A 17948-nucleotide genomic window follows, 5' to 3' on the forward strand; every position below is an offset into this window, starting at 1 on the left:
TCTCCGTAAATCATTCGCCTGAGCGGGGCAGCGGTACAACCGCTTCTCGCTTGCGCCAACGTCCCCAAAGACGATGGCCAATGGCGGAATACATCGCGCCCGCAACCACGACAAACGCACCGAGATAACCAATCAGGTTTAACATCGGTCTGGCGAAAACATCGGGCCAGGCCATTGATAATAAATCAGAAAACAGTAGCGTAAACAGTGGCGTTAAGGTAATTAACGCGCTGACCTGCGCCGCCTGCCAGCGCGCCATGGCTTCCGCCAGCGCCCCGTAGCCGACCAGGGTATTCAGCCCGCAAAAAATCAGGCAAGCCAGTTGCCAGTCGCTCAGTTGGGAGATAACCCCCGGTTTAGCGAGCGGCAGTAAAGCAATCGTACATAAAGTGTACAGCAAAAATAGTATCTGCTGTGATGCCAGGCGCCGCAATAACACCTTTTGCGCGACTCCGTAGCTTACCCACACCGTTGCCGCTGCGACACCAAAAATTACCCCCCACGTGTAGTCCGTGAGACGGGTAAAGATTTCAATCAGGCTGGTGTTGAAGAACATCACCAGCCCGCTGAGCAACATCAGCGCTCCCACAACCTGGGTACCACGCATGCGCTCTTTCAGAATCACAACGCTTGCCACCATCATACCGACCGGCGATAGCTGGCCGATGACCTGGGAGGCCGTTGGACTGAGATATTGCAGGGAAGAGCTGAACAGAATGAAGTTACCGAACAAACCGCCGGTAGCAATCGCTAATAAAACCAACCAGCGCGGCTTGCGAAAAATTCGCAGCGGCGGCAGCTTGCCTTTGATGGCGAGGATCGCGCCAAGACCAATACTGGCCATCAAAAAGCGATAAAAGACCACCGTTGGCGGCTCCATCACTTCGAGAACCTGCTTCATTGCAATTGGCAGTGCTCCCCAACACATCGCGGTGGTTAGCGCCAAAAGAATGCCAATGCCGGCCTGCTGCTTCATGATGCCCGTTTTCCCTGCAGAAATTTTTTCCGGGATTCTAATGTAAAAAGCCCCGCAACGTGTTGCGGGGCTTTCATCCGTCACCAGGACGCGAAAAACTTATTCAGCAACGATGCTGATGAATTTACGGTTTTTCGGGCCTTTAACTTCGAACTTGACTTTACCGTCAGTCAAAGCGAACAGAGTGTGGTCACGGCCGCAACCAACGTTGGTGCCAGCGTGGAATTTAGTACCACGTTGACGAACGATGATGCTACCTGCCAGAACTGCTTCACCGCCGAAACGTTTTACGCCCAGACGTTTAGCTTCTGAATCGCGACCGTTACGAGTCGAGCCGCCAGCCTTTTTATGTGCCATTTAAATCTACTCCCTCAAGTCTTAGGCGCTGATGCCAGTGATTTTCACATCAGTGAACCACTGACGGTGGCCTGCTTGCTTACGATAGTGTTTACGACGACGAAACTTAACGATTTTAACTTTCTCGCCACGACCGTGAGCAACAACTTCAGCTTTGATCACGCCGCCCTCAACGAAAGGAACGCCGATCTTGATTTCTTCACCGTTTGCGATCATCAGAACTTCAGCGAACTCAACAGCTTCGCCAGTTGCGATGTCCAGCTTTTCCAGGCGAACGGTCTGACCTTCGCTTACTCGGTGTTGTTTACCACCACTTTGGAAAACCGCGTACATATAAAACTCCGCTTCCGCGCACCTCTTCGTGTGATTCAGAGTGCGCTATAAATATTCACAATAGGGCGCGAATATTACGCAAAACGCGACCCTTTGACAAGAGCGATCATCGATCAACGCAGAAAAAAAACACAACTTTCACGCTAACGTTTATCTGCGCTGATTTTTCAGTACAATCATATCTTCTTTTAATTCTATCTTAATCCTTCTGTGATCCCACCTGGATTCGCGGTAACAGGACATTTGGCCCGGCTTTTGCGATGAATTTAGAAAAAATCAATGAGTTAACCGCGCAGGATATGGCGGGTGTCAATGCGGCAATCCTTGAGCAGCTCAACTCAGATGTTCAGCTTATCAATCAGTTAGGCTACTACATCGTCAGCGGAGGCGGTAAACGTATTCGTCCGATGATCGCCGTGCTTGCAGCTCGCGCGGTCGGCTATCAGGGGAATGCGCACGTCAACATTGCCGCACTGATCGAATTTATTCATACCGCGACCCTACTGCATGACGACGTCGTCGACGAGTCCGATATGCGCCGCGGCAAGGCGACGGCCAATGCCGCATTCGGCAATGCCGCCAGCGTACTGGTGGGCGACTTTATCTACACCCGCGCCTTCCAGATGATGACCCGTCTCGGTTCGCTGAAGGTGCTGGAAGTGATGTCGGAAGCCGTAAACGTCATCGCCGAAGGCGAAGTCCTGCAGTTGATGAACGTCAACGACCCGGATATCACGGAAGAGAACTATATGCGGGTCATCTACAGTAAGACCGCCCGTCTGTTCGAAGCCGCTTCGCAGTGTTCCGGCATCCTGGCTGGTTGCAGCGCGGAAGAAGAGCAGGCGCTGCAGGATTATGGCCGTTACCTCGGCACCGCGTTCCAGCTGATTGACGATCTGCTGGATTACAGTTCCGATGGCGAACGCCTTGGCAAAAACGTCGGTGATGACCTGAACGAAGGCAAACCAACGCTGCCTCTGCTGCACGCGATGCATCACGGTACCCCGGATCAGGCGGCGATGATTCGCGGCGCTATCGAGCAGGGGAACGGGCGCCATTTGCTTGACGCGGTACTTGAAACCATGGCGGCCTGCGGTTCGCTGGAGTGGACGCAGAAACGTGCGGAAGAAGAAGCCGATAAAGCTATCGCCGCGCTGCAGGTTCTGCCGGATACGCCGTGGCGCGAGGCGCTCATCGGCCTTGCCCATATCGCCGTTCAGCGCGACCACTAATCCCCCCCTTTCTCCCGCGCGCATTGCGCGGGAGAGTTCCAATAAAATCCAATATCCTTCAAATGACGCTAGAAACCTTAATATATTCTGAATATACAGGAACAATAAGGGAACTTGTTAAAACCATATAAGAACCAGGGTATAGTATTCCAGCCGTCCGTATTGACGCGCAGACAGTTATCACCGGGAGAATTTATGGATAAGTTCATCGACTGGCATTCAGCGGATATTATTGCCGGCCTTCGCAAAAAGGGGACGTCGCTCGCAGCTGAGTCGCGACGTCACGGTTTAAGCTCTTCTACGCTTGCCAACGCGCTAACCCGTCCGTGGCCAAAGGGCGAATTGATTATTGCTAACGCGCTGGGAACCGAGCCGTGGGTTATCTGGCCATCGCGTTATCACGATCCCATTACCCATCAGTTCATCGACAGAACGCAGATGATGCGTCAGAAGAGAAATAAGACCTAATGTGAGGGAGAGCTCGATAACAGCCCCCGGACGGACGTCAGAGGGCTGCTACCGAAGCGGGATTACTCGCCTTTGACGCGTTCGATATTCGCGCCCAGAGCCTGCAGTTTATCTTCGATGCGCTCATAGCCGCGATCGATGTGATAGATACGGTCGACGATGGTCGTCCCTTCCGCAATACAACCCGCCAGCACCAGGCTTGCAGATGCACGCAGGTCGGTCGCCATGACCTGTGCGCCAGACAGCTTCGCGACACCATGGCAAATCGCGGTATTGCTTTCAATTTCCGCGTGCGCGCCCATACGGATCAGTTCCGGAATGTGCATGAAGCGGTTCTCGAAGATGGTTTCGGTGATAACACCAGTCCCTTCAGCCACCAGGTTCAACAAAGTGAACTGCGCCTGCATGTCGGTTGGGAAACCCGGGTGCGGCGCGGTACGCACGTTGACCGCTTTCGGACGGTTACCGTGCATATCGAGGCTAATCCAGTCTTCACCGACTTCAATATCCGCGCCAGCTTCACGCAGCTTCGCCAGTACCGCATCCAGGGTATCCGGCTGCGCATGGCGGCACATAATTTTACCGCCGGAGATCGCCGCGGCAACCAGGAAGGTACCGGTTTCGATACGGTCCGGCAGTACGCGATAAACGCCGCCACCCAGACGCGCGACGCCTTCGATGGTGATACGGTCGCTGCCCTGGCCTTTGATTTTCGCACCCAGCGCGTTAAGGAAGTTGGCGGTATCGACGATTTCCGGCTCGCGCGCGGCGTTTTCGATAACGGTGGTGCCTTCAGCCAGCGTCGCCGCGCTCATGATAGTCACGGTCGCGCCTACGCTCACCTTATCCATCACGATGTGCGCGCCTTTCAGACGCCCGTTGACTGACGCCTTCACATAACCTTCTTCCAGTTTGATTTCCGCGCCCAGTTGTTCCAGGCCGGTAATGTGCAGGTCGACCGGACGCGCGCCGATAGCGCAGCCGCCCGGCAGAGAAACCTGGCCCTGGCCGAAACGCGCCACCAGCGGCCCCAGCGCCCAAATGGAAGCACGCATGGTTTTCACTAAATCGTACGGAGCACAGAAAACATTTACCGGGCCAGCATCGATCCATACGGAACCATTGCGCTCGACCTTCGCGCCCAACTGACTCAGCAGCTTCATGGTGGTATCGATATCTTTCAGCTTCGGTACGTTCTGGATTTCAATCGGCTCTTCGGCTAACAGCGCGGCAAAGAGGATTGGCAGGGCAGCGTTTTTAGCGCCGGAAATGGTGACCTCGCCCTGCAGGCGAGTCGGCCCCTGAACACGGAATTTATCCATTGATTCTGTTCTCGGTTAAAAATTCATCAATGCTGTAGGGAACATCCCTACAGCTTAAAAGCCATTAAGTTTGCGATCGCGCGCCCATTCTTGCGGGGTAAACGCTTTGATCGACAGCGCATGAATGCGATTGTCGGCAATATATTCCATCAGCGGCGCGTAGATAGCCTGCTGTTTTTTTACCCGGCTCATGCCGTCGAACATCTCACCCACAGCGATAACCTGAAAGTGGCTGCCATCGCCAGAGACGTGGACTTCCTGAAGGGAGAGTGCGTTCATCAGCACGGTCTGAATTTCATGATTTTCCATGGGATCACATTTTTCTGAGTGTGAAAACAGCCCAACATCTTAGAGGAAAGTGGCGCTGTCTTAAACAAGCAAAAAGCCCCATCGAACAGATTGATGGGGCTTTCAGAATAGCTTCAGCATTAACTCACTGAAAAAATTACGGGATCATGTCCGCCGGAAGGTTGTAAAGACTGACCAGCGTTTGCAGGTTTTCGCTTTTCCCCACCACTTGCGCCGTTTTGCCCTGCCGACGTACCAGCGCGACAAAATGAACCAGTAACGCCACCCCGGCGCTATCGACCCGTGAAACGTCGCTGAGGTCGATAGTGGATACGCCGTCGGTCGCCTGCGCGCGTGCATTCCATAGCGGCAGTATAAATTCCTGATCCAGTTCGCCGCGCAACGCCAGGCGTTCACCGTCGCGGTTCCAGCTCAGTTGTTCGCTCATTATTTCTTCTGATCCAGAGTGATCGGCTGGGCAGAAATAGCTTTCAGCTGCGCGGTCAGACCATCAACGCCTTTCGTACGCAGCAGGTCGCTCCACTCGTTTTGTTTGGTGGTGATCATGCTGACGCCTTCGGCGATCATGTCATAAGCCTGCCAGTTGCCGGTCTGGGTATTTTTACGCCATTGGAAGTCCAGACGTACCGGAGGACGGCCGTTCGGGTCGAGGATGGTCACGCGAATCGGCACGATGGTTGCGCTGCCCAGCGGCTGCTCAGGCGCAATTTGGTATGTCTGGCCGTGATACATCGCCAGCGCCTGACCGTAAGCCTGTTTCAGATACTCGCGGAAGGCGGCGAAGTAGGCTTCACGCTGTGCAGGCGTAGCCTCTTTGTAGTAACGGCCCAGCACCAGCGCGCCGGCGTATTTCACCTGCACGTAAGGCAGCAGTTCCTGATCGACGATATCACGCAGATAGTTCGGGTTCGCTTTGATCTTCGGCTGTTCGTTCTTCAGACGATCGAAGGTCTTCTGCGCCGCCTCGTCCATCAGCTTATACGGGTTAGTTTGATCCGCGGCATGCGCGGCGGTCAGTGGAGCAATCACCAGCATGGCGACCATGAGTAAGCGTTTAAACATATCTTGTCTCTCCTGAAATTAATGCGTCATGCCGGCCTGCGGCGTAGCGTCAGTATGACCCTCAGCCGCCGCCTTATCATTGTCAGAATTCTGATTATCGCCGCCCTTGCTGTTATAGAGGAACTGGCCTATCAGATCTTCCAGTACCATCGCGGACTTGGTGTCCTGAATCGTACCGCCGTCTTTAAGAATAGCGGTGCCCAGTTCCGGGTCTTCGAAACCGACGTTCAGCGCCAGGTACTGCTCCCCGAGCAAACCAGAAGTACGAATCGCCAGCGAACTGGTATCCGGAATGTGGTTGTAGCTTTCGTCGATATCGATGGCAACGCGCGGCAGATAGGTTTTTGGATCGAGGGTGATATCCGCGACGCGACCAACCACCACGCCGCCAATACGCACCGGTGAACGCGCTTTCAGGCCGCCGATGTTATCGAAGGTCGCATAAAGACGATAAGTCGGTTCGGTACGTAACGAGGTCACGTTTGCCGCCTTCAGACAGACAAACAGCGCCGCCAGCAGCGCTGCCAGTAAGAACACACCTACCCAGATCTCATTTTTTTTCGTTTGCATGAACTTAATTCCCAAACATCAGCGCAGTCAGCACAAAATCCAGCCCCAGAACCGCCAGCGACGAATGCACCACGGTGCGCGTCGTTGCCCGGCTAATCCCAGCGGAAGTGGGGATAGCGTCATAACCATTGAATAACGCAATCCAGGTTACCGTAACGGCAAAAACCAGACTTTTAATCAGGCAGTTAACCAGATCCATTCGCCAGTCGACGGCGTTTTGCATCGCGGTCCAGAAGAACCCCGCGTCGATGCCTTTCCAGCTGACGCCAACCAGCGAACCGCCCCAGACGCCCACGGCGACGAAAATGATCGTCAACAGCGGTAGCGAGATGACTCCGGCCCAGAAGCGCGGCGAAATCACCCGGCGCAGCGGATCTACCGCCATCATTTCCATGCTGGAGAGCTGCTCGGTCGCCCGCATCAGGCCAATCTCAGCGGTTAACGCCGAACCGGCTCGTCCGGCGAACAGCAGCGCGGCCACCACCGGCCCCAGCTCGCGCAGCAGCGACAGCGCCACCAGCATACCCAGACTGGTCTCTGCGCTATAGGTCGTTAATACCAGATAGCCCTGCAGCCCCAGTACCATACCGATGAACAGCCCCGAGACGATAATAATCAGCATCGATAGCACGCCGACGTTATACAGCTGGCGTACCAGCAGCGGCGCATGCTTGCGAAATTCCGGCTTGCCCACCACGGCATTAAATAGCATTAATCCGGCGCGCCCGAAGGTCGCGGTGGTTTTGATGCCGCGGTGTCCGAGCGCTGCCAGCGCATTAAATAGCATGAGTCGTTTAACTCCCTTTGCCTAATAAATCATGGTGGTAATCGCCCGCAGGATAGCGGAACGGCACCGGGCCGTCAGCGATGCCATCAATGAACTGGCGCACGCGCGGATCGCTATTTTCACGCAGCGATTGCGCGCTGCCGTGGGCAACGATTTTCTTATCCGCCACAATGTAGGCGTAATCCGCAATGCTCAGCACTTCCGGCACGTCGTGCGATACCACAATGCAGGTCACTCCCAGGGTACTATTCAGCTCTGAGATAAGTTTAACCAATACGCCCATGGTGATGGGATCCTGTCCGACGAAGGGTTCGTCAAACATGATCAGATCCGGCTCAAGGGCAATCGCCCGCGCCAGCGCCGCGCGCCGCGCCATCCCACCGGAGAGCTCCGAAGGCATTAGTTTCGCCGCGCCGCGTAACCCAACCGCTTCCAGCTTCATCATGACGGTGGTATGCAGCAACGCATCCGGCAACTGCGTATGTTCGCGCAGCGGGTAAGCTACGTTATCAAACACGTTCATATCGGTGAATAGCGCGCCGGACTGAAACAGCATGCTCATGCGTTTACGCACGGTATACAGCCGCGAGCGCGTCATTTGCGGCACGTTTTCGCCGTCAAACAGGATCTCGCCGCTGTCCGGCGGGATCTGGCCGCCTATCAAACGCAGCAGGGTCGTCTTGCCGATCCCCGATGGCCCCATAATGGCGGTAATCTTGCCGCGAGGCACCGATAGCGAGATATCATCGAAGATGACGCGGTCGCCCCGAGAGAAACGAATACCGCGAACCTCGACTAAATTCGCCAGAGTTTGGCTCATAAAATCATCCTTACTAAACCTTCGGGCTAAGCATGGCGCTTTCTTTCACCACAAACCCAACATTTTTACAGAATCTTACCTGCCCGGGTTAGCGAAAGCTGGCATTTGTTTTACTTTTGCCACACATAAAGTCAAAATTAAGAATTCGTTACGCTGTGTACGGACGGCCAGCGAGGCGACGATTATACCTGAAGAAAGGACTTTAGATGCTCTTAGCAACGGCTCTGTTAATAATTGGTTTACTGCTGGTAGTTTACAGCGCCGATCGTCTGGTATACGCCGCTTCAATACTGTGTCGCATGATGGGGATCCCGCCGCTCATCATCGGCATGACTGTCGTGAGCATCGGTACCAGCCTGCCAGAGATCATCGTTTCCACCGCGGCCTCCCTTCACGGGCAAACCGATCTGGCGATCGGTACGGCGTTGGGATCCAATATTACGAATATTCTATTAATTCTCGGTCTTGCCGCCCTGCTCCATCCATTTACCGTGCATTCTGATATCCTGCGCCGCGAATTGCCGTTAATGTTGCTGGTTAGTTTACTGGCGGGATTTGTGCTCTACGATGGCCAGCTGTCGCGTCTGGATGGTCTGTTTTTACTGGCGCTGGCCATACTATGGCTGGTGTTCACTCTAAAAATAGCGCGCCTGGCGGAACGTCAGGGCAGCGATAGCCTGACGCGGGAACAGCTGGCGGAGCTGCCGCGCGGCGGTTCGCTGCCCGTCGCCCTGCTGTGGCTCGGGGTGGCGATGATCGTCATGCCGATGGCCACCCGCATGGTGGTGGATAACGCCACGGTGCTGGCGAACTATTTCGCCATTAGTGAACTGACGGTCGGCTTAACGGTTATTGCTATCGGCACCAGCCTGCCGGAACTGGCCACCGCCATCGCCGGCGCACGAAAAGGGGAAGACGATATCGCCATCGGGAATATCATTGGCGCCAATATTCTTAACCTCGTGCTGGTGCTCGGGCTGCCGGCGTTAATCGCCCCTGGCGCCTTCCCTGCCGAAGCTTTTACGCGCGACTACAGCGTGATGCTGCTGGTGAGCGCGATCTTCGCGCTGCTGTGCTGGCGGCGTAAACGGCAGCCGGGTCGCGTAGCGGGCGCCTTGCTGGTCGGCGGCTTTATGGTTTGGTTGGCGCTGCTGTTTTGTTCAGCGCCGTACTTCGTTGAATGAATTGGGATAACATCATGTCGCAAATAGATTTGCCAACGGATTTTGACTTTCAACAGGCAGGACGTCAGGTTCTGGAAATTGAACGTGAAGGTCTGGCCCAGCTCGATCAGTATATTAATGAAGATTTCACCCGCGCCTGTGAGACGATTTTCCGCTGCGGCGGTAAGGTCGTCGTGATGGGTATGGGCAAATCCGGTCATATCGGGCGCAAAATGGCGGCGACCTTCGCCAGTACCGGTACCTCGGCTTTTTTTGTCCATCCCGGTGAAGCCGCGCACGGCGATCTGGGGATGGTGACGCCGCAGGATGTGGTCATCGCGTTATCTAACTCCGGTGAATCCAATGAAATCCTGGCGTTGATTCCGGTGCTTAAACGCCAGCAGGTGCCGCTTATCTGCGTCACCAGCCGTCCGGATAGCAGCATGGCGCGCGCCGCCGATATTCATCTGTGCGTGAAAGTGCCGAAAGAAGCCTGTCCGCTAGGTCTGGCGCCGACCTCCAGCACCACCGCCGCGCTGGTGATGGGCGACGCCCTCGCCGTGGCGCTGCTCGAAGCGCGCGGTTTTACCGCCGAAGATTTCGCCCTGTCGCACCCCGGCGGCGCACTCGGTCGTAAGCTGCTGCTGCGGGTCAATGATATTATGCATACCGGCGACGAGATCCCCCACGTCGGCCTGCAGGCTACCCTGCGCGACGCGCTGCTGGAAATCACCCGCAAAAATCTGGGCATGACGGCCATCTGCGATGACGAGATGAATATCATCGGCATCTTCACCGACGGCGACCTGCGCCGCGTCTTCGATACCGGCGTCGATATGCGCAACGCCAGCATCGCTGAAGTCATGACTCCAGGCGGGATCCGCATTCGTCCGGGCATGCTGGCGGTAGATGCGCTCAACCTGATGCAGTCCCGCCATATCACCTGCGTGCTGGTTGCCGATGGCGACCGACTGCTAGGTGTGGTACATATGCACGATCTGCTGCGCGCTGGCGTAGTGTAAGTAAGGATAAAATAATGAATAATGCTGATGCCCAGGTCGACACCTGCTACGGGCCGGTAAGCCAGGAATTTATCGACCGGGCGGCGAAGATCCGTTTACTGATCCTCGACGTCGACGGCGTGCTTTCCGACGGCCTTATCTATATGGGCAACAACGGCGAAGAGCTGAAAGCGTTTAACGTCCGCGATGGCTACGGGATCCGCTGCGCGCTGACTTCCGGTATTGAAGTCGCGATTATTACCGGGCGAAAAGCTAAACTGGTAGAAGACCGCTGCCAGACGCTGGGCATTACGCATCTGTATCAAGGTCAGTCCGATAAGCTGTTGGCGTTTCGTGAATTATTAAGCAAACTGGCGGTTCGCCCGGATGAAGTGGCTTATATTGGCGACGATCTGATCGACTGGCCGGTAATGGCGGAAGTCGGTTTAAGCGTCGCCGTCGCCGATGCGCATCCGCTGCTGCTGCCACGGGCGAATTACGTCACGCGAATTAACGGCGGACGCGGCGCGGTACGCGAAGTCTGCGATTTGTTACTATTGGCGCAGGGCAAGCTTGATGAGGCCAAAGGGCAATCAATATGAGTAAAACCAGACGTTGGGTTATCATCTTACTATCGCTGGTCGCGTTGATCCTGATCGGCCTGAACCTGGCGAGTACGGACGACACCGCGACCGTCGCGGTCAATCCTAACGATCCGACGTATAAAAGCGAGCATACCGATACCGTGGTGTACAGCCCGGAAGGCGCGCTGAGCTATCGTCTGATAGCCGAGCATGTCGAATACTTTTCCGAACAAGAAGTATCGTGGTTCACCAACCCGGTGATGACCACCTTTGATACCAATAAGGTTCCGACCTGGTCAATCAGAGCGGATAAAGCCAAGTTAACCAACGACCGTATGCTGTATCTTTACGGCCACGTTGAGGTCGACGCGTTGAGTCCCGACTCTCAACTGCGCAAAATTACCACCGATAACGCGCAGGTAAACCTGGTGACCCAGGATGTAACCTCTGACGATATGGTGACGTTATACGGAACAACATTTAATTCCAGCGGCCTGAAAATGCGCGGGAACCTACGCAGCAAAAATGCCGAGCTGATTGAAAAGGTTAGAACCTCTTATGAAATTCAGAACAAACAAACTCAGCCTTAACATTGCGCTCGCAAGCGCGCTTCTGGCCGCCAGCCTGCCGGCTCTGGCAAAAACCGGCGATACCGATCAGCCGATTCACATCGAATCCGATCAGCAGTCGCTGGATATGCAGGGCAACGTCGTGACCTTCACCGGCAACGTGGTCGTCACCCAGGGGACCATTAAGATCAATGCCGACAAAGTCGTGGTTACCCGCCCTGGCGGTGAAAAAGGCAAAGAAGTGATCGACGGTTTCGGCAATCCGGCCACCTTCTATCAGATGCAGGACAACGGTAAGCCGGTGAAAGGCCGCGCGTCGAAAATGCATTATGAACTGCAGAACGATTTCGTGGTGCTGACCGGCAACGCGCATCTGGAACAGCTGGATAGCAATATTCAGGGCGACAAAATCACCTATCTGGTGAAAGAGCAGAAAATGCAGGCCTTCAGCAACAAAGGCGGTCGCGTGACTACGGTGCTGGTGCCTTCGCAGTTGCAGGACAAAAGCGGCGATCAGCAGAAAAAAGGTAAGTAATCCGTTATGGCAACATTAACTGCAAAAAACCTCGCCAAAGCCTACAAAGGCCGCCGTGTGGTGGAAGACGTCAGCCTGACCGTCAACTCCGGTGAGATAGTCGGCCTGCTGGGCCCGAACGGCGCCGGTAAGACCACCACCTTTTATATGGTAGTGGGCATCGTGCCGCGCGATGCCGGCAACATTATCATTGACGATGAAGATATCAGCCTGCTGCCGCTACATGCCCGCGCGCGCCGCGGCATCGGTTACCTGCCGCAGGAAGCCTCTATTTTCCGCCGCCTGAGCGTCTACGATAACCTGATGGCGGTGCTACAAATCCGCGACGATCTCAGCAGCGAGCAGCGTGAAGATCGCGCTAAAGAGCTGATGGAAGAGTTCCACATCGAACACCTGCGCGATAGCCTGGGTCAGGCGCTCTCCGGCGGTGAACGCCGCCGCGTCGAAATCGCCCGCGCGCTGGCGGCGAACCCAAAATTCATCCTGCTGGATGAACCGTTCGCCGGGGTTGACCCTATCTCCGTTATCGATATTAAACGCATCATCGAACACCTGCGCGACAGCGGGCTGGGCGTACTCATTACTGACCATAACGTCAGGGAGACGCTGGCGGTTTGTGAACGAGCTTATATCGTAAGCCAGGGCCACCTCATCGCCCACGGCACCCCGCAGCAAATCCTTGAAGACGAGCAGGTAAAACGCGTGTACCTTGGGGAAGACTTCAGACTCTGATAGGGTAGAGGTTATAGACGTTTTAGCCGGAGATATTGACCCTGAACATGAAGCAAGGTTTGCAATTAAGGCTAAGCCAACAGCTTGCCATGACGCCCCAACTGCAGCAGGCTATCCGCTTGTTGCAGCTGTCCACGTTAGAACTCCAGCAAGAACTCCAGCAGGCGCTGGAGAGTAACCCGTTGCTTGAGCAAACCGATCTTCACGAAGAGGTTGAGACCACAGAAGCCGAGGACCGCGAATCTCTGGATACCGTCGACGCGCTCGAACAAAAAGAGATGCCGGATGAGCTTCCGCTGGACGCCAGCTGGGATGAAATCTACACCGCCGGCACGCCGTCGGGTAATGGCGTCGACTACCAGGACGATGAACTGCCGATCTATCAGGGCGAGACCACCCAAAGCCTGCAGGATTATCTGATGTGGCAGGTCGAGCTCACGCCATTCACCGATACCGACCGCGCAATTGCCACCTCCATCGTCGATGCCGTTGACGATACCGGCTACCTCACTATTCCCATTCAGGACATTGTCGACAGTATCGAAGATGATGAAATTGGTCTTGAGGAAGTTGAAGCGGTACTCAAGCGCGTACAGCGCTTCGATCCGGTCGGCGTCGCCGCCAGGGATCTCCGTGACTGTCTGCTGATCCAGCTTTCACAATTTGCCAAAGAGACACCATGGCTGGAAGAAGCCCGGTTGATCATCAGCGAGCATCTTGATCTCCTGGCCAACCATGATTTCCGCAGCCTGATGCGCGTCACCCGCTTGAAAGAAGACGTTCTGAAAGAGGCGGTTTGCCTGATCCAGTCGCTGGATCCGCGCCCGGGGCAGTCCATTCAAACCAGCGAGCCGGAATACGTGATCCCGGATGTGCTGGTGCGTAAAGTCAGCGGCCGCTGGGTCGTCGAGCTCAATTCCGACAGCATTCCGCGGCTGAAAATCAATCAGCAATACGCGGCGATGGGCAATAATGCGCGCAACGACGCCGACAGCCAGTTTATCCGCAGCAACCTGCAGGAAGCCCGCTGGCTGATTAAAAGCCTTGAGAGCCGTAACGATACCCTGCTGCGCGTGAGCCGCTGCATCGTCGAGCAACAGCAGGCCTTCTTTGAGCAGGGCGAAGAATTTATGAAACCGATGGTGCTGGCGGACATCGCCCAGGCCGTCGAGATGCATGAATCAACAATTTCACGCGTTACCACGCAAAAATATCTGCACAGTCCACGCGGTATTTTTGAGTTGAAGTATTTCTTTTCCAGCCACGTCAATACCGAAGGCGGCGGCGAAGCCTCGTCTACCGCCATTCGCGCGCTGGTGAAGAAGTTAATCGCCGCGGAGAACCCCGCGAAGCCGTTGAGCGACAGCAAGCTCACCACCATGCTCTCCGATCAGGGTATTATGGTGGCGCGACGCACTGTTGCTAAGTACCGAGAGTCTTTATCCATTCCGCCGTCAAACCAGCGCAAACAACTGGTCTGACACAACCGATAAGGAAGACACTATGCAGCTCAACATTACAGGACACAACGTCGAGATCACTCCCGCCATGCGCGACTTCGTTACCACGAAGTTCAGCAAACTGGAGCAGTTTTTCGATAGGATCAACCAGGTCTATATTGTGTTAAAAGTAGAGAAGGTGACGCAAATCGCGGACGCCAATTTGCATGTCAACGGTGGCGAAATCCATGCCAGTGCGGAAGGGCAGGATATGTATGCCGCTATCGATGGTCTTATCGATAAGCTGGCAAGACAGTTAACAAAACATAAAGATAAACTGAAACAACACTAATTGTCCGGGCGATCGCCCTTATCCGCAGCCCGCGGATAAGGGCAGCTCAGGTGAAATTATGATGAACAACGATTCCGCTCTACAACTGAGCAATGTCCTTAACCAGGATTGTACCCGTAGCCAGGTTCACTGCCAGAGCAAGAAACGCGCGCTGGAAATCATCAGCGAACTGGCGGCGAAGCAGCTAGGTTTACCGCCGCAGGTGGTCTTTGAAGCGATCCTGACCCGTGAAAAAATGGGCAGTACCGGGATCGGCAACGGCATTGCGATCCCTCACGGCAAGCTTGAAGAGGATACCCTGCGCGCCGTTGGCGTCTTTGTGCAGCTGGAAACGCCGATCGCCTTCGATGCTATCGACAATCAGCCGGTCGATCTGCTGTTTGCGCTACTGGTGCCGGCCGATCAAACCAAAACCCATCTGCATACGCTCTCGCTGGTCGCCAAACGTCTGGCGGACAAAACCATCTGCCGTCGCCTGCGCGCTGCGGTGAGCGATGAAGAGTTGTATGAGATCATCACCGAAGCAGGAAGCAGCGATGACGCTTAACGTGAGTCGCGACTTAACCTTTATCGTACTGAGGAGAAACGGTACATGGTACTGATGATCGTCAGCGGCCGCTCTGGCTCGGGGAAATCCGTCGCCCTGCGAGCGCTGGAAGATATGGGCTTCTACTGTGTGGATAACCTGCCGGTAGTGCTGTTGCCTGAGCTGGCGCGAACGCTGGCCGACCGCGATATCTCCGCGGCCGTCAGCATTGACGTGCGTAATATGCCGGAATCACCGGAAATCTTTGAACAAGCGATGCAGAATCTGCCGGAATCCTTCTCCCCGCAGCTGCTGTTCCTTGATGCCGACCGCAACACCCTGATCCGCCGTTACAGCGATACCCGCCGCTTGCATCCGCTCTCCAGCAAGAATCTGTCGCTCGAAAGCGCGATCGACGAAGAGAGCGATCTGCTCGAGCCGCTGCGCTCCCGTGCGGATCTGATCGTCGATACTTCCGAAATGTCGGTGCATGAACTGGCCGAGATGCTGCGTACTCGTCTGTTAGGTAAACGCGAGCGTGAATTGACGATGGTGTTTGAATCATTCGGCTTCAAACACGGTATCCCTATCGATGCCGATTACGTCTTTGACGTCCGCTTCCTGCCAAACCCGCACTGGGATCCAAAGCTGCGCCCGATGACCGGCCTCGATAAACCGGTTGCCGCCTTCCTCGATCGCCATACGGAAGTGCATAACTTTATTTATCAGACGCGTAGCTATCTTGAGCTATGGTTGCCAATGCTGGAAACCAATAACCGCAGCTATTTGACGGTGGCCATTGGTTGTACCGGCGGTAAGCATCGCTCGGTCTATATTGCCGAACAGCTGGCTGACTACTTCCGCTCGCGCGGTAAGAACGTACAATCTCGTCACCGGACGCTGGAAAAACGTAAATCATGACCGTCAAGCACACCGTTGAAATCACCAACAAGCTGGGCATGCACGCGCGCCCGGCAATGAAGCTTTTCGAGCTGATGCAGAATTTCGATGCGGAAGTATTGCTACGCAACGACGAAGGCACGGAGGCGGAAGCCAACAGCGTTATCGCCCTGCTGATGCTGGATTCCGCCAAAGGACGCCAAATTGAGGTTGAGGCCAGCGGCCCGCAGGAAGTCGAAGCGCTGGCGGCGGTGATTGCGCTGTTCAACGCCGGGTTTGATGAAGACTAATCATCTCCCGGCGGGATCGCGATTAATGCAGCTTATTGGCCCGCATAAAGCCTTCGCCGCCTAACTGACGCATCTGGCGCAGGATCCACGCCTGTCGGCTGCGAACATAGCCTGACGGCGCATCGGCGCGAAAACGAATCGGGTTCGGTAATACCGCCGCCAGCAGCGCGGCCTCTGCAGGGGTTAAACGGCTGGCCGGCTTATGAAAATAGCGCTGGGCCGCCGCTTCAACACCAAAAATACCGTCGCCAAACTCGGCAATATTCAAGTACACGGTGAGAATGCGTTTCTTGCTCCAGACCGTTTCGATACCGACGGTCAAGCCCACTTCCAGCCCCTTGCGCAACCAGCTACGGCCATCCCATAAAAACAGGTTTTTCGCCGTCTGCTGAGAGAGCGTCGACGCGCCGCGAATTCGATTTTCATTCCGTTCGTTGTGCGCCAGCGCTTTTTCGATTGCCGGCACGTCAAAACCCCAGTGGTCGGGGAATTTCTGATCTTCAGCGGCAATCACCGCCAGCCCCATCCAGGGGGAAATCTCGTCCATCCCAACCCAATCAGAATGGGCGACATAATGAAAATCACCGGAGAACCAGGCGCTAACCTGGCGCTCCAGCATCACCGCTGAGAACGGCACCGGCAGGACGCTGAATAAGGCGATACCGCCGCCCCAGAACACCACGCAGATAAGCGCCAGGCGTAACAGCAGGCGCTTGATCATCGCCAGCGGCGCAACACGCTTACTCATTCAGCGAGAACCAGTACGCGATCGACCAGTTTCTCAATACCGCTGGCGGCCTCGGCAATATTCTGCGCCAGCATATAAGCAGGCGTGGTCACCACCTTGTTGTCTTCATCGACCACGATGTCGTCAACCGGGCACGGCACGTGCTCCGCGCCCATCTCTTCCAGCACCTCGGCAGTATCCGGATCGGTACCGATGGTTATCCGCAGCGGCGTCGGGAAAATCTTCGGCAACAGCGCCGGCGCGATACACATAAAGCCCAGCGGCTTACCCGCTTCGTGCATCGCCAGCGTTAATGCCTGCAGATCGCGATCAACAACGCATTCACTTCCCTGGGCGGCAAAATTACTCAGGTTTTTCGCCGCGCCAAAGCCGCCTGGCACAATCAGCGCATCCAGCTCGTCCGCGCGGGCGCTGGCCAAAGGCTGAATAGCGCCGCGCGCCAGGCGCGCCGCTTCAATCAGCACATTGCGGCTTTCCGCCATCGTTTCGCCGGTCAGATGGTTGATCACGTCGGTTTGCGCCTTATCCGGCGCAAAGCAAACCGCCTGCGCGCCGCGACGCGCAATGGCCAACAGGGTAATGACCGCTTCATGGATTTCTGCGCCGTCGTAAACGCCGCAGCCGCTTAGTACCACGCCAATCTTCTTCATCTTGCTAACCCCTTAGCGCAACTCTATGAAACAAGTAAATAATTTTGATTTACTCGCTATGCTTCACATATTTTACCGATTCACGTAACAAAATATTTATGGTTTGCTATCTTAATGAGCGAGCAAGCCAAATCCTCAGGTTGCGCCGTGTAAAAAAATCACTCGAACAATCCTGGCTCAACAACCAGTTCCCTGGTGTTGGCGCAGTATTCGCGCACCCCGG

General features: G+C 55.3%; 25 protein-coding genes. 13 read left to right on the top strand and 12 right to left on the bottom strand.

Annotated elements, in window-relative coordinates:
• Nucleotides 1–10 precede the first annotated feature (10 nt).
• The 3 genes from PGQ95_RS02800 to rplU form a co-directional block, all read right to left on the bottom strand.
• Nucleotides 11–976: a DMT family transporter gene (locus PGQ95_RS02800; RefSeq protein ID WP_015369509.1), complete on the bottom strand. Its 966-nt coding sequence runs from the start codon at nucleotides 974–976 to the stop codon at nucleotides 11–13.
• Between the two features lie 99 nt (nucleotides 977–1075).
• Nucleotides 1076–1333: a 50S ribosomal protein L27 gene (gene rpmA, locus PGQ95_RS02805; RefSeq protein WP_002434222.1), complete on the bottom strand. Its 258-nt coding sequence runs from the start codon at nucleotides 1331–1333 to the stop codon at nucleotides 1076–1078.
• A 21-nt stretch (nucleotides 1334–1354) separates the two neighbouring features.
• On the bottom strand, nucleotides 1355–1666 hold the full coding sequence (gene rplU / locus PGQ95_RS02810; protein WP_015703604.1) for a 50S ribosomal protein L21: 312 nt from the start codon (nucleotides 1664–1666) through the stop codon (nucleotides 1355–1357).
• Nucleotides 1667–1926: 260 nt separating this feature from the next.
• Here rplU and ispB point away from each other — a divergent pair, with 260 nt between their 5' ends.
• Together ispB and sfsB are read left to right on the top strand one after the other, a co-directional pair.
• The gene (gene ispB, locus PGQ95_RS02815) at nucleotides 1927–2898 is read left to right on the top strand and encodes an octaprenyl diphosphate synthase (protein WP_045394958.1); all 972 of its coding nucleotides are present in this window, start codon (nucleotides 1927–1929) and stop codon (nucleotides 2896–2898) included.
• A gap of 195 nt (nucleotides 2899–3093) precedes the next feature.
• Nucleotides 3094–3366, top strand: a complete 273-nt coding sequence (gene sfsB, locus PGQ95_RS02820) for a DNA-binding transcriptional regulator SfsB (RefSeq protein WP_087859930.1) — start codon at nucleotides 3094–3096, stop codon at nucleotides 3364–3366.
• Nucleotides 3367–3428: 62 nt separating this feature from the next.
• On the opposite strand, the gene murA is transcribed toward sfsB, so the two are convergent.
• The 7 genes from murA to mlaF form a co-directional block, all read right to left on the bottom strand.
• Entirely contained in the window at nucleotides 3429–4688 is a 1260-nt protein-coding gene (murA, locus tag PGQ95_RS02825) for a UDP-N-acetylglucosamine 1-carboxyvinyltransferase (RefSeq protein ID WP_045394960.1), read from the bottom strand.
• A gap of 54 nt (nucleotides 4689–4742) precedes the next feature.
• On the bottom strand, nucleotides 4743–4997 hold the full coding sequence (gene ibaG / locus PGQ95_RS02830; RefSeq protein ID WP_015369504.1) for a BolA family iron metabolism protein IbaG: 255 nt from the start codon (nucleotides 4995–4997) through the stop codon (nucleotides 4743–4745).
• Nucleotides 4998–5133: 136 nt separating this feature from the next.
• Nucleotides 5134–5424 (bottom strand): lipid asymmetry maintenance protein MlaB, encoded by a 291-nt coding sequence (gene mlaB / locus PGQ95_RS02835; protein WP_015369503.1) that lies wholly within the window; start codon nucleotides 5422–5424, stop codon nucleotides 5134–5136.
• Nucleotides 5424–6059 (bottom strand): phospholipid-binding protein MlaC, encoded by a 636-nt coding sequence (gene mlaC, locus PGQ95_RS02840; RefSeq protein ID WP_015369502.1) that lies wholly within the window; start codon nucleotides 6057–6059, stop codon nucleotides 5424–5426. Before mlaC ends, mlaB begins: the two co-directional genes overlap by 1 nt.
• Before the next feature lie 18 nt (nucleotides 6060–6077).
• Entirely contained in the window at nucleotides 6078–6629 is a 552-nt protein-coding gene (gene mlaD / locus PGQ95_RS02845) for an outer membrane lipid asymmetry maintenance protein MlaD (RefSeq protein WP_045378020.1), read from the bottom strand.
• 4 nt (nucleotides 6630–6633) lie between these two features.
• Complete coding sequence (gene mlaE, locus PGQ95_RS02850) at nucleotides 6634–7416, bottom strand: lipid asymmetry maintenance ABC transporter permease subunit MlaE (protein WP_015369500.1); 783 nt, start codon at nucleotides 7414–7416, stop codon at nucleotides 6634–6636.
• A gap of 7 nt (nucleotides 7417–7423) precedes the next feature.
• Complete coding sequence (gene mlaF, locus PGQ95_RS02855) at nucleotides 7424–8236, bottom strand: phospholipid ABC transporter ATP-binding protein MlaF (protein ID WP_015369499.1); 813 nt, start codon at nucleotides 8234–8236, stop codon at nucleotides 7424–7426.
• A 206-nt stretch (nucleotides 8237–8442) separates the two neighbouring features.
• Here mlaF and PGQ95_RS02860 point away from each other — a divergent pair, with 206 nt between their 5' ends.
• The 11 genes from PGQ95_RS02860 to npr are packed head-to-tail and all read left to right on the top strand — an operon-like array spanning nucleotide 8443 to nucleotide 16327.
• Entirely contained in the window at nucleotides 8443–9420 is a 978-nt protein-coding gene (locus tag PGQ95_RS02860) for a calcium/sodium antiporter (protein WP_113373138.1), read from the top strand.
• 14 nt (nucleotides 9421–9434) lie between these two features.
• On the top strand, nucleotides 9435–10421 hold the full coding sequence (gene kdsD, locus PGQ95_RS02865; RefSeq protein ID WP_015369497.1) for an arabinose-5-phosphate isomerase KdsD: 987 nt from the start codon (nucleotides 9435–9437) through the stop codon (nucleotides 10419–10421).
• Between the two features lie 14 nt (nucleotides 10422–10435).
• Entirely contained in the window at nucleotides 10436–11002 is a 567-nt protein-coding gene (kdsC, locus tag PGQ95_RS02870; protein ID WP_015369496.1) for a 3-deoxy-manno-octulosonate-8-phosphatase KdsC, read from the top strand.
• A complete protein-coding gene (gene lptC, locus PGQ95_RS02875; protein ID WP_015369495.1) occupies nucleotides 10999–11574 on the top strand; it encodes an LPS export ABC transporter periplasmic protein LptC in 576 nt (191 codons plus the stop codon). Before kdsC ends, lptC begins: the two co-directional genes overlap by 4 nt.
• Nucleotides 11543–12088, top strand: a complete 546-nt coding sequence (gene lptA / locus PGQ95_RS02880; RefSeq protein ID WP_015369494.1) for a lipopolysaccharide ABC transporter substrate-binding protein LptA — start codon at nucleotides 11543–11545, stop codon at nucleotides 12086–12088. The genes lptC and lptA overlap by 32 nt, the downstream gene beginning before the upstream one ends.
• A gap of 6 nt (nucleotides 12089–12094) precedes the next feature.
• Nucleotides 12095–12820, top strand: coding sequence for an LPS export ABC transporter ATP-binding protein (gene lptB / locus PGQ95_RS02885; protein ID WP_004206203.1), 726 nt, complete (start codon nucleotides 12095–12097; stop codon nucleotides 12818–12820).
• Nucleotides 12821–12867: 47 nt separating this feature from the next.
• On the top strand, nucleotides 12868–14301 hold the full coding sequence (rpoN, locus tag PGQ95_RS02890; protein WP_045377984.1) for an RNA polymerase factor sigma-54: 1434 nt from the start codon (nucleotides 12868–12870) through the stop codon (nucleotides 14299–14301).
• 22 nt (nucleotides 14302–14323) lie between these two features.
• Nucleotides 14324–14611: a ribosome hibernation promoting factor gene (gene hpf / locus PGQ95_RS02895; RefSeq protein WP_004125711.1), complete on the top strand. Its 288-nt coding sequence runs from the start codon at nucleotides 14324–14326 to the stop codon at nucleotides 14609–14611.
• Between the two features lie 58 nt (nucleotides 14612–14669).
• Complete coding sequence (gene ptsN / locus PGQ95_RS02900) at nucleotides 14670–15158, top strand: PTS IIA-like nitrogen regulatory protein PtsN (protein ID WP_015369492.1); 489 nt, start codon at nucleotides 14670–14672, stop codon at nucleotides 15156–15158.
• 45 nt (nucleotides 15159–15203) lie between these two features.
• Complete coding sequence (gene rapZ, locus PGQ95_RS02905; RefSeq protein WP_015369491.1) at nucleotides 15204–16058, top strand: RNase adapter RapZ; 855 nt, start codon at nucleotides 15204–15206, stop codon at nucleotides 16056–16058.
• Nucleotides 16055–16327: a PTS phosphocarrier protein NPr gene (gene npr / locus PGQ95_RS02910; protein ID WP_430916909.1), complete on the top strand. Its 273-nt coding sequence runs from the start codon at nucleotides 16055–16057 to the stop codon at nucleotides 16325–16327. Before rapZ ends, npr begins: the two co-directional genes overlap by 4 nt.
• 22 nt (nucleotides 16328–16349) lie before the next feature.
• Here npr and mtgA read toward each other — a convergent pair whose 3' ends face one another.
• Together mtgA and elbB are read right to left on the bottom strand one after the other, a co-directional pair.
• Entirely contained in the window at nucleotides 16350–17075 is a 726-nt protein-coding gene (gene mtgA, locus PGQ95_RS02915; protein WP_271032059.1) for a monofunctional biosynthetic peptidoglycan transglycosylase, read from the bottom strand.
• Complete coding sequence (gene elbB, locus PGQ95_RS02920) at nucleotides 17072–17725, bottom strand: isoprenoid biosynthesis glyoxalase ElbB (protein ID WP_032709251.1); 654 nt, start codon at nucleotides 17723–17725, stop codon at nucleotides 17072–17074. Before elbB ends, mtgA begins: the two co-directional genes overlap by 4 nt.
• Nucleotides 17726–17948: the final 223 nt, after the last annotated feature.

The sequence above is a fragment of the Klebsiella sp. 141240 genome (genome assembly GCF_050600805.1).
GTDB classification, from domain to species: domain Bacteria; phylum Pseudomonadota; class Gammaproteobacteria; order Enterobacterales; family Enterobacteriaceae; genus Klebsiella; species Klebsiella aerogenes.

Bases quoted from the DNA above. Each gene is read 5' to 3' on its own strand.
- PGQ95_RS02800 (WP_015369509.1), bottom strand. From the start codon at position 976: ATGAAGCAGCAGGCCGGCATTGGCATTCTTTTGGCGCTAACCACCGCG.
- rpmA (WP_002434222.1), bottom strand. From the start codon at position 1,333: ATGGCACATAAAAAGGCTGGCGGCTCGACTCGTAACGGTCGCGATTCA.
- rplU (WP_015703604.1), bottom strand. From the start codon at position 1,666: ATGTACGCGGTTTTCCAAAGTGGTGGTAAACAACACCGAGTAAGCGAA.
- ispB (WP_045394958.1), top strand. From the start codon at position 1,927: ATGAATTTAGAAAAAATCAATGAGTTAACCGCGCAGGATATGGCGGGT.
- sfsB (WP_087859930.1), top strand. From the start codon at position 3,094: ATGGATAAGTTCATCGACTGGCATTCAGCGGATATTATTGCCGGCCTT.
- murA (WP_045394960.1), bottom strand. From the start codon at position 4,688: ATGGATAAATTCCGTGTTCAGGGGCCGACTCGCCTGCAGGGCGAGGTC.
- ibaG (WP_015369504.1), bottom strand. From the start codon at position 4,997: ATGGAAAATCATGAAATTCAGACCGTGCTGATGAACGCACTCTCCCTT.
- mlaB (WP_015369503.1), bottom strand. From the start codon at position 5,424: ATGAGCGAACAACTGAGCTGGAACCGCGACGGTGAACGCCTGGCGTTG.
- mlaC (WP_015369502.1), bottom strand. From the start codon at position 6,059: ATGTTTAAACGCTTACTCATGGTCGCCATGCTGGTGATTGCTCCACTG.
- mlaD (WP_045378020.1), bottom strand. From the start codon at position 6,629: ATGCAAACGAAAAAAAATGAGATCTGGGTAGGTGTGTTCTTACTGGCA.
- mlaE (WP_015369500.1), bottom strand. From the start codon at position 7,416: ATGCTATTTAATGCGCTGGCAGCGCTCGGACACCGCGGCATCAAAACC.
- mlaF (WP_015369499.1), bottom strand. From the start codon at position 8,236: ATGAGCCAAACTCTGGCGAATTTAGTCGAGGTTCGCGGTATTCGTTTC.
- PGQ95_RS02860 (WP_113373138.1), top strand. From the start codon at position 8,443: ATGCTCTTAGCAACGGCTCTGTTAATAATTGGTTTACTGCTGGTAGTT.
- kdsD (WP_015369497.1), top strand. From the start codon at position 9,435: ATGTCGCAAATAGATTTGCCAACGGATTTTGACTTTCAACAGGCAGGA.
- kdsC (WP_015369496.1), top strand. From the start codon at position 10,436: ATGAATAATGCTGATGCCCAGGTCGACACCTGCTACGGGCCGGTAAGC.
- lptC (WP_015369495.1), top strand. From the start codon at position 10,999: ATGAGTAAAACCAGACGTTGGGTTATCATCTTACTATCGCTGGTCGCG.
- lptA (WP_015369494.1), top strand. From the start codon at position 11,543: ATGAAATTCAGAACAAACAAACTCAGCCTTAACATTGCGCTCGCAAGC.
- lptB (WP_004206203.1), top strand. From the start codon at position 12,095: ATGGCAACATTAACTGCAAAAAACCTCGCCAAAGCCTACAAAGGCCGC.
- rpoN (WP_045377984.1), top strand. From the start codon at position 12,868: ATGAAGCAAGGTTTGCAATTAAGGCTAAGCCAACAGCTTGCCATGACG.
- hpf (WP_004125711.1), top strand. From the start codon at position 14,324: ATGCAGCTCAACATTACAGGACACAACGTCGAGATCACTCCCGCCATG.
- ptsN (WP_015369492.1), top strand. From the start codon at position 14,670: ATGATGAACAACGATTCCGCTCTACAACTGAGCAATGTCCTTAACCAG.
- rapZ (WP_015369491.1), top strand. From the start codon at position 15,204: ATGGTACTGATGATCGTCAGCGGCCGCTCTGGCTCGGGGAAATCCGTC.
- npr (WP_430916909.1), top strand. From the start codon at position 16,055: ATGACCGTCAAGCACACCGTTGAAATCACCAACAAGCTGGGCATGCAC.
- mtgA (WP_271032059.1), bottom strand. From the start codon at position 17,075: ATGAGTAAGCGTGTTGCGCCGCTGGCGATGATCAAGCGCCTGCTGTTA.
- elbB (WP_032709251.1), bottom strand. From the start codon at position 17,725: ATGAAGAAGATTGGCGTGGTACTAAGCGGCTGCGGCGTTTACGACGGC.